At 27.2% G+C, this 9,370-nt stretch carries 11 protein-coding genes; all 11 read left to right on the forward strand.

All coding sequences use genetic code 11. From position 1 onward, the window contains the following. The first annotated feature begins 196 nt into the window (after nucleotides 1-196). The 11 genes from SHK09_RS14860 to SHK09_RS14910 all read left to right on the forward strand — a co-directional run bounded on the left by SHK09_RS14860 (nucleotide 197) and on the right by SHK09_RS14910 (nucleotide 9,230). The gene (locus tag SHK09_RS14860; RefSeq protein ID WP_319811575.1) at nucleotides 197-994 is read left to right on the forward strand and encodes a hypothetical protein; all 798 of its coding nucleotides are present in this window, start codon (nucleotides 197-199) and stop codon (nucleotides 992-994) included. A gap of 150 nt (nucleotides 995-1,144) precedes the next feature. Beyond that, the gene (locus tag SHK09_RS14865; RefSeq protein WP_319811576.1) at nucleotides 1,145-2,155 is read left to right on the forward strand and encodes a transglutaminase domain-containing protein; all 1,011 of its coding nucleotides are present in this window, start codon (nucleotides 1,145-1,147) and stop codon (nucleotides 2,153-2,155) included. 170 nt (nucleotides 2,156-2,325) lie between these two features. Beyond that, entirely contained in the window at nucleotides 2,326-3,135 is an 810-nt protein-coding gene (locus SHK09_RS14870; protein ID WP_319811577.1) for an abortive infection family protein, read from the forward strand. 153 nt (nucleotides 3,136-3,288) lie between these two features. Further along, on the forward strand, nucleotides 3,289-3,855 hold the full coding sequence (locus SHK09_RS14875) for a hypothetical protein (RefSeq protein ID WP_319811578.1): 567 nt from the start codon (nucleotides 3,289-3,291) through the stop codon (nucleotides 3,853-3,855). Nucleotides 3,856-4,007: 152 nt separating this feature from the next. After that, the gene (locus SHK09_RS14880) at nucleotides 4,008-4,658 is read left to right on the forward strand and encodes a hypothetical protein (protein ID WP_319811579.1); all 651 of its coding nucleotides are present in this window, start codon (nucleotides 4,008-4,010) and stop codon (nucleotides 4,656-4,658) included. Nucleotides 4,659-4,815: 157 nt separating this feature from the next. Next, entirely contained in the window at nucleotides 4,816-5,376 is a 561-nt protein-coding gene (locus SHK09_RS14885; RefSeq protein WP_319811580.1) for a hypothetical protein, read from the forward strand. Between the two features lie 156 nt (nucleotides 5,377-5,532). Then, nucleotides 5,533-5,937 (forward strand): hypothetical protein, encoded by a 405-nt coding sequence (locus SHK09_RS14890; RefSeq protein WP_319811581.1) that lies wholly within the window; start codon nucleotides 5,533-5,535, stop codon nucleotides 5,935-5,937. A gap of 196 nt (nucleotides 5,938-6,133) precedes the next feature. Next, the gene (locus tag SHK09_RS14895) at nucleotides 6,134-6,691 is read left to right on the forward strand and encodes a hypothetical protein (protein WP_319811582.1); all 558 of its coding nucleotides are present in this window, start codon (nucleotides 6,134-6,136) and stop codon (nucleotides 6,689-6,691) included. A gap of 186 nt (nucleotides 6,692-6,877) precedes the next feature. After that, nucleotides 6,878-7,579 carry a hypothetical protein gene (locus SHK09_RS14900; protein WP_319811583.1) on the forward strand — a complete coding sequence of 234 codons (702 nt, stop codon included), beginning with the start codon at nucleotides 6,878-6,880 and terminating at the stop codon, nucleotides 7,577-7,579. Then, nucleotides 7,566-8,327 carry a hypothetical protein gene (locus SHK09_RS14905; protein WP_319811584.1) on the forward strand — a complete coding sequence of 254 codons (762 nt, stop codon included), beginning with the start codon at nucleotides 7,566-7,568 and terminating at the stop codon, nucleotides 8,325-8,327. The genes SHK09_RS14900 and SHK09_RS14905 overlap by 14 nt, the downstream gene beginning before the upstream one ends. A gap of 159 nt (nucleotides 8,328-8,486) precedes the next feature. Then, nucleotides 8,487-9,230, forward strand: coding sequence for a hypothetical protein (locus tag SHK09_RS14910; RefSeq protein WP_319811585.1), 744 nt, complete (start codon nucleotides 8,487-8,489; stop codon nucleotides 9,228-9,230). Nucleotides 9,231-9,370: the final 140 nt, after the last annotated feature.

The raw sequence follows: 9,370 nt of genomic DNA on the forward strand, positions 1-9,370 counted from the left end.
TTGCTTAAATTTATGCCTAATCAATGCTTTTTGCTTTTTTAAAAATGCTTCTAATTTTCCGGTGGAAAATTTGCCGCATTTTTAAATCGCAAAAATTTTTATACCAAAACGTTGGCAGTAATAAAAATGAAATTAGTTTAATTGAAAAAAATTAAAGAAAGAATAATGATTTTATCTTATTATAAACATAATTAAAATGTTGAATTTATCTGTTGCAATATTATCTGCTATTTATTCGATTTATTTATTTTACAAATTAGTCGAAATTTTGAGTAAATATGAAAACCCTGAAAAAGTTTTTTTTAGTAACAGAAATGACTTTAAGGAAAACACTAATTCTTCTCCTGAAGAAAAAATAAATGCTCTTAAATATTTAATGAAGATTTTTATTTTCGTAGCAATATCGAGTTTATTATTTTCAATAAGCTGTAAGAAAAAACCCGAAAATCTTCTGAATAGAATTGGTGGAGATGCATATTTGGTTGAGAAAAGTAGTTTTGAATTTAAAGATTCAATATCAATTTTAAATTACAATTTAGGAATAACTGAATTGAGAAATAAAAACCTGACAAAAGCGAAAAAATATTTTAATAAATCTCTTTTAAGAGAACCTGAAAATTCTTCGATTTTAAATTCTTTAGGAAGTATAGAAGCAAATTTTGAGAATTTTGAAAAGTCTTATGAATATTTTGAAAAATCTCTGAAATTTAATAAAACAAACACTTTGACTTATATGAGTTATGGTGCTGCTTTGAATAAATCTACTGAACAAAAAAAAGCTATAGAAATTTGGGAAAAAGGATTGAGTATTGAGAGAAATATTGAAAAAACAGGAATTTTTAATTATAATATTGCGAACGCATTTTACAAACTTGACAATTATAGTGAATCTAAAAAATATAATGATTTAGCTTTGAAAATTGTAACTGACAAAGAAATAAGAAAAGATATAATTGAATTAGAAGAATTGTTGAATAAATGGAAAGATGAATAAAATTACTACTGCCAACACCGTATAAACTTTATTGCTGGTTTTAGCTCACTTGGGAAATTCCTCCGGAATTTCGCCGTTCGTGTTTTATTTACTAAATTCACTGCTTAAACAACGCAACAAAGCTTATACATCAACGTTACCACACATTTGATGAAAATAAAATTAAACATATTACTATTTCTTATTTCTTTTAATGGATTTTCACAAAAGAATTTTGAAAAAATAGATGAAAATGCTAGGAATATGGATTATTCTCCTAATAAAGAACTAGCAAAAGAATTAACAAAAGGCTTAACCTCTGACATAGATAAAGTAAGGTCTATTTTTATTTGGATAACAGATAATATTGAATATGATTTTGAACTTCTAAATAACCAAGAACTTCAGGATAAAGTTTTTACTTCAAATAATACTATCATTGAACATACTTTGAAGACTAAAAAAGCAATCTGTTCTGGATATTCTATCCTTTTCAAAAATCTTTGTGATAAAGTTGGTGTTGAATCTGTATCTATTGAAGGAATTTCAAGACAGTTTCTTGATAGAGTCAAAAGAAAAAATGAACCTGACCACGCTTGGAACGCTGTCAAAATAGACAATAAATGGTTTCTATTAGATGTAACTTGGGCAAGTGGAAACGGATTAGGAAATAATTTTGAAAAGGATTTTAATGATTATTGGTTTTTAACAAATCCAAAAGAATTTTTTCATTCTCATTTCCCAACTGAACAAAAATGGAGTTTACTGAATAAAAAACTGAATATCAATGAATTTTATGACTTACCTCTAATTGTTTCTAATCACTTATTTACTCAAGGAATATCTCTTATCACACCAAAAAATGGAATAATTGAAATTAGTAATGACAATAAGTTTAAATTTATATTTACCTCTGAAAATATAGAAAGTGAAATTTCATTAATAGGTTTTCCTGGAGAAACTTATGCTTCGTTAAATAATTTACCTGCACCAAGTGATGAAGAATATTTTGAGAATATTGATAAATACAGTTTAATGATTCCTTCTATAAAATTAATCAATAAAACAGTTGAAAATAAAAAGACAACTTTAGAATATAGAGTAATCCATAAAAGTTTGAAAAATATATCATTATCTATAAATGAAAAACAAACAGCAGAGTATAAAGTGAAATGGAAATAAAAAACGTGTGGTAACACCGTATATAATTTATTGCTGGCTTCTCGCCTACTTACGAAAGTCCTCGCGGACTTTCTTGGTCGGTAATTATTTACTAAATTAGTTGCTTGAAACACGCAACAAACCATATACAACAACGTTAGCAAATATTAACCAAAGATGCTCAAAAATAAATGGCTGAAATTACTCGAATTGAAAAAAGGAAATTAGAAAAATGCCTTGAAATGGGTGAAGGATATGTTTTAGATTTTGTTAACAGAACATTTGAAGATTTTTTTTTAGATTCATTTAATATTGAAATATCTAATGAAAAATACAACAGTGGTAATAGTGGTTCAAAAGCAAATAGATTAAGAGAATTTTGGAAAAAAGAAAGTAATTACTTAGTTGGAAAATCTATAGTTGAATTACTTGATTACAGTAAAGAAATTGGTTCTTCTTATAATAAGTCTGAAGACACCTTAAATGAATGCTATCAAATTGGTTACAGATTAAGAGATGAAATGGGAATTGCTGAAATTGATGCAATAAAACCAATTGAAGATACTCGTGATTATAAATTATTAGCTGAATTAGTAAAAGATCACATATCAAAAAATCAGCCTGAAGCTGGTTTAGATAGATTACACACTTATCTTGTTGGATACGTTAGAAATTTATGTGAAAAACATCAAATACATTATGAAAAAAAAGAATCTTTAAACGCAATTTTCGGAAAATATGTAAAAGCAATAACCAAAACTAATATAATCGAATCTCAAATGACAATTAGAATTTTAAAATTTTCTATTTCAATTTTAGATTCTTTTAATCACGTGAGAAATAATCAAAGTTTTGCTCACGACAATGAATCAATTGTAAATTATTCTGAAAGTATTTTGATTATTAATAATATAAACAGTTTAATTAAATTTATTCAAGAAATTGAAAGAAAGATAGATGATAATTCTACATTAGATGAACCTGAAAATCTTCCTTTCTAAAAAACATTTGCTAACACCGTATATAATTTATTGCTGGCTTCTTGCCTACTTACGAAAGTCCTCGCGGACTTTCTTGTTCGGTAATTATTTACTAAATTAGTTGCTTGAAACACGCAACAAACCATATACAACAACGTTGTACAACATTACAGAATGAAAATTAAATTCGTCATAATATTTATAATTTTAGCTTTTTTAAAAGTTGAATTTTCTCATTCTCAACATTCTGAAAAATATATTGAATTAACAAAAAATCTAAAACCAATTGACTCAATTACCAAAATCAAAAAATTTAGAAATGGTGGAATAAAAGAAATTTCTAAATTTTTAGTTTATGAATATGGGGAATATACTTACGAGATTGTAAGTAGAAAACAACAATTATTTGACAAAAAAGGAAGATTATTTTATGAGGTTTTTTATGGGAATTTTGGAAATTTAATTTATCAAAAACAATTCAACAACAGAAATCAACTATATAGAATTATTGAAACAACAAAAATTGACTTGAAACCGGAAACTACTATTTACAAAATATTAAATTCTAATAAAAAAACTATAATTGAGAGTTATGAAAAAGAATATAACTCAATTGAGAAAGAAGGAAATTTGAAATTATGGAAAGAAGGAAAATGGCTGAATGGAAGAAAAGTAGGAAAATGGAAAACTTATAATCTTTGTGACGGAACATTTAAAATAAAGGAATACAAAAAAAAATAAAAACGTTGTACAACACCGTATAAACTTTATTGCTGGTTTTAGCTCACTTGGGAAATTCCTCCGGAATTTCGCCGTTCGTGTTTTATTTACTAAATTCACTGCTTAAATAACGCAACAAAGCTTATACAACAACGTTGTGCAACATTTACGAAATGAGAAAAATAGGAATAATATTAATGACTTTTTTAGGTTTTGGTTGTAAAACTAAAACAAATAAAGAACCAATAAAAAATGTGGAATTAGACTTTATAAGTTCATTTTACAAAAAAGAAAATGACGAAGAAATTAAATTTTTTCGAATAACAAAAGACAGTTCAAATTTTAGACAAATTGAAGGGAAAATATCATTGAATAAGGACTACAATACTCTTCAAGAAATAAAAACGAATACAATTATTTCGGGAACTGAAATAGATTCAATAAAAGCTAAATTAAAATCTGAAAACTACCGAGAAAATTTCGACAATATCAGTAAAGTTATTTTTGTGCAAATTCAACCAAAAAGTGAGAATGATTTAAAAGTTTTAGATTTAAGACATTCAATAGAAGGAAAAATACATCAAGAATTGAATAGTAATAAATTGGGCGAATGGATTGCTGGAGATTTAGGTCCTGGTGGAGCAAATATGTTGTTTGACGTGAACAATTGGAATAAATCCTTTGAAATAATAATGAAAGTTTTAAATAATGAGAATCTTCTTGAAAAAAGTTTAATTTTAAAACGCCTGAACACAGCTGAAGACGATTGGAATTACGAAATTATTTATCCAATTGACTACGATGGAGTTTTTAATCAAATGTAAAAAACGTTGCACAACACCGTATAAACTTTATTGCTGTTTATGGCTCACTTGGGAAATTCCTCCGGAATTTCGCCGTTCGTACTTTATTTACTAAATTCACTGCTTAAACAACGCAACAAAGCTTATACAACAACGTTGTAAGTAATTAAAAACCGAAATGAAAAAGAGGGTATTTATTATAATTATATTGCTTTCATTTTTAGTTTGTTCATTATTCTATAAAAGGGAAATTAAACAACTTTATTACAGTTATCAGGAATATGTAGAAATTAAAAATTCTATCGTTTGGAGTTCTGAAAAAAAACTCAAATTAAGCGACTTTAGTTATGAACCTGAAAAAACTCAAATGGACAATGTTGCTGTTACTGTTGGAATTATATCAGTTCATCAAATTTCCGAAAAAATAACACATAGATCTACGACAGTCTTTAAACCTGAAAATTCATTTGTAACGAGTAAAACTGACTCGCTTATTTTGAGAATTGCTCAAGCTCGTTTTGACTTGTGTGAATTATATCGGAGAAAAATGGAATTTAAAATCGGTTCTTTAAATCTTCGTGAAATTAAAAAAACAAACTCTGATACTATTACAAAATATGAGGAATTGTATTACGACCTTTTTGAGAAAGAATGGGACAAATTCAATGAAATAGAAAAAAAGGAATTAAACAAAGGATTAATAAAAATGGAAAAATATATTAAACAAGAACTGAAATAAAAACTACTTACAACACCGTATAAACTTTATTGCTGGTTTTAGCTCACTTGGGAAATTCCTCCGGAATTTCGCCGTTCGTGTTTTATTTACTAAATTCACTGCTTAAACAACGCAACAAAGCTTATACATCAACGTTAGGCACAATTTGAGCAACAAATGAAAACAAGATTAATATTTATCAATTTGACTTTATTAATTGTGCTGAACTCGTGCTGTTTCGGAACGAAAGAAAATCATCTTGGAAATAATATTTATCTCTCGGAATATGATAATGTGGACAGACGAATTTTATATAAAACAGAAAAATGTGCGAATACAGGTTCGGAAATAGTTCCAATGACTGTATTGGAAATATCGAATAATTCTGAATGGATTATAGTCAAATCTGGAAATAAAAGAGCGGAATCGGATTTTAAATATTGGGTAATTAAGAACAATTATGACCAATTACCGAGTTCTGAAATTATTAAAAAACATACGACTGAATTTAATGACTATGATTTATTTAGAGCCTTTTTGATTGAAAATAAAATAAACTTGGAATTGAATAAAATCGACTGAAAATAAAAAACTGTGCCTAACACCGTATAAAAATAATTGCGGCTTAGTGCTTAATCAAAGGTCGTTGCGTGTTTGTAACGTCTGATTTTCCTTCGGAAAATCCTCGCATACAAACCCGCAACTATTCTTATACATAAACGTTGTGGTGCATTTAAGAGCCGAAATAAAAACAACAAAATCGACCTGAAAATAAAAAATGAATTATTCAAAACATTGCAATTTATGTGAGAATGAAATCACAAATCTTGAAAATGGATTAACTTGTAGTTTAACAAGTAAAAAACCTGAATTTAAGAATATTTGTCCAATAATTAACTTAAATAATAAGTTTCAGGAAAAATTAGAAAGAACCAACCTTAAATTAGAGAGAATAAGAAAGAAGAAAAAATCTGTTCATTTGAGTTTTTACTTTATTATAATAATTGGTTTTTTTTTAATAATCGGTGGAATTTTATTTGTTCGCGAAACTGTTTTTAGTATTTATACTTTATATTTCTCATATGGAATTATAACTACAGGAGTAACATTTTTAGCAGTAGGTTATAATAAACTTAATAAATTCAGAACGGAATTATATAATTCAGAATATGAAAAAAATGAAGTAGATGAATTCTATGAAAAATATGGAATTGTTTATAAAACGGAATTCAATTTCGAAGAAAAAATTCACGGAATTCAAGAAGTTATCGTGAAAATGGAATTTAAAAATTGGAAGAAAAAGCGAACTAAAACAACATATAAAATTAATTGTTAACGAAAATATTTAGGAAATTAAAAAACGACACCACAACACCGTATAAACTTTATTGCTGGTTTTAGCTCACTTAGGAAATTCCTCCGGAATTTCGCCGTTCGTGTTTTATTTACTAAATTCACTGCTTAAACAACGCAACAAAGCTTATACAACAACGTTGTAGGTAATTAAAACCAAGCTCTACGAATGAATGACAATTTGATAGTTACATTATTTGTATTATTAATATTTTCACCAGCAATTTATCAATGGTATTTATTATTAAGAGAAAGAAAATCTGAAAATAAAATATTACTTAAAAAAATAATTAAATTATCAAAATATAGTTTCTTGATTCTTCTTTTTATCTCATTAATAATCGGAATTCTAAGTCATACAAACTTTTTAAATTACGAAAAACCTATAACTTTTGACAAATACGACCAAATTACATTTCAGAACTTTAGAGGTCTGGAGTTTTTTAAAAAATCACTTTATGGAAATGAAAGATTTGCTTATGTCGTAACAACAATAGATAGCGAAATTGAAGATAATTCTATAACTGTACAATCGTTGTTTCACCCTTCTCGTTCTTTCGTTTATAAGAAAAACACGAATAGTGCAGAACTTTTAACTCACGAAAAATATCATATCAAAATTACAGAATTGTTTACTCGAAAAGCTAAACAAGAAATATCTGAATTAAAAATCTTCAATAAAAACAAAATTAAAGGAATTATTAAAGTAGCGAAAACAAAAGAAAGAGCTTTTCAAAAAGAATATGATTACAATACTTTTCATAGTTATGTCTTAAGTGAACAAAAAAGATATGAAAAAGAAGTAGATAGTTTATTAACTTTGTTAAATAAATTTAAAAAACCGAAAATTGCAATTGATGATAAAAATTAAATATTTACTATTAGTCTTTATTTGTTTAACATTAACAAACTGTGAAACAGAGAAACATAAATTTCCTTTAGAAAAAAGGTATTGGGACACTAATGATTACGATAAAGTAATTCTTGAATTAAGATATGGTTATGAAAAAGATGAGAAAAAACCAACTTTTGACAATCCAGAACAAAGAATAATAGTTCAAAAACTAACAGACGAACAAAATTTTAAAATCGTTCTTAAAGACAATGAATTAGGTTTAAAACATCGTAATGCTGTTGCAACCGAATTCTTTAATCATTGGAAAGATATGAATCAAATTTATCAGGCAAGAGACCGAAAAGATAAATATCTTTATGATATCGAAATGTTATCTGTTTGGCAATTTGGTTTGAGTTTACAAATTGACTATTTTAAATTAGGGAATGACGAAATAAAAGAAAGTGCAGACGACCCAAATTCATCGAGAGTTAAAAATAATATTAACTCCAATATTGGAACTCTTGTAAGTAATTACATTATTTATTTAGATGAAATAAACGAAGAGAAATCTTTTTCGGAAAATGGAAAGTCTAAACTAGCTAAAGGAATAGATAAGTACTTTGTTCAACTTATTGAACTTTATCCCGATACAAATTATAGCGGAATGAAAAAGAAAGCGGAATTGATGCTTAAAAAGAGTGAATCCGATAAAATTAAATCGTCTCTAACAAAATTAATAGAGTTAATTAATTCAAAACAGAAAAAGGAAATAGAAAAATAACTACCTACAACACCGTATAAACTTTATTGCTGGTTTTGGCTCACTTAGGAAATTCCTCCGGAATTTCGCCGTTCGTGTTTTATTAACTAAATTCACTGCTTAAACAACACAACAAAGCTTATACATCAACGTTGCCACACATAAAAAACTGAACCGAAAATGTTCTGGAATAGAAAAAAGAAATTACCAATTACGGAGGAAGATAGAATTTGGGTAGATGAAGATTTGAATTGGTTACGAACTGAATTTGGAGAAGAGCATTTTAAGGAAATTCGGACTATAACACCAACAAAAGAATTTTACAATAGAACTTTTGACGGAACTGAAAAAGATGCGGAATTTATTTTAGAAAGAACAATGGAATTAATGAATATAACAGATGTGAAAATAAAACTTGACTTCTTCTCTGACGATATTGTGAAAATGGAAGATGGGAACCTTTTAACAACGCCTGCTGACATAAATGGAAAATGGGAAAGTTCTGCTGGAATTTACGAAAAGAATGAAGAAAATATTACTATCTCAATTGAAACTCAACAATTAAAAAATCCTATTTCTTTAATTGCAACAATTTCTCACGAGTTATCTCATCAAATTTTATTGGGAGAAAACCGAATTGAAGAAAATGATGAATATTTGACTGACTTAACTGCAATAAGTTATGGTTTTGGAGTTTTTACAGGAAACTCAAGATTTAATTTTTCTCAATTTTCAACAAACGGAGGATTTGGTTGGGAATCGAGTGGTTTAGGTTATTTACCTGAACAAATAATTGCTTATTCAATGGCTTGGTTATCTCAAGAAAGGAATGAAAAAACAGATTATTCAAAATTTATGAAACCATCAGTAAAAAAATATTTCGAGCAAAGTTTTGAATATTTAGAAAAAGAGAAAAATGAATAATAACGTGTGGCAACACCGTATAAAATTAATTGCTGGCAAATCGCTTACTTACGAAAGTCCAAACGGACTTTCTTGGTTCGTGTTTTATTTACTAAATTTACTGCTTAAAACACGCAACTAACCTTATACAAAAACGTTGT

It is taken from the genome of Polaribacter sp. PL03, assembly GCF_033875165.1.
Lineage (GTDB): Bacteria > Bacteroidota > Bacteroidia > Flavobacteriales > Flavobacteriaceae > Polaribacter.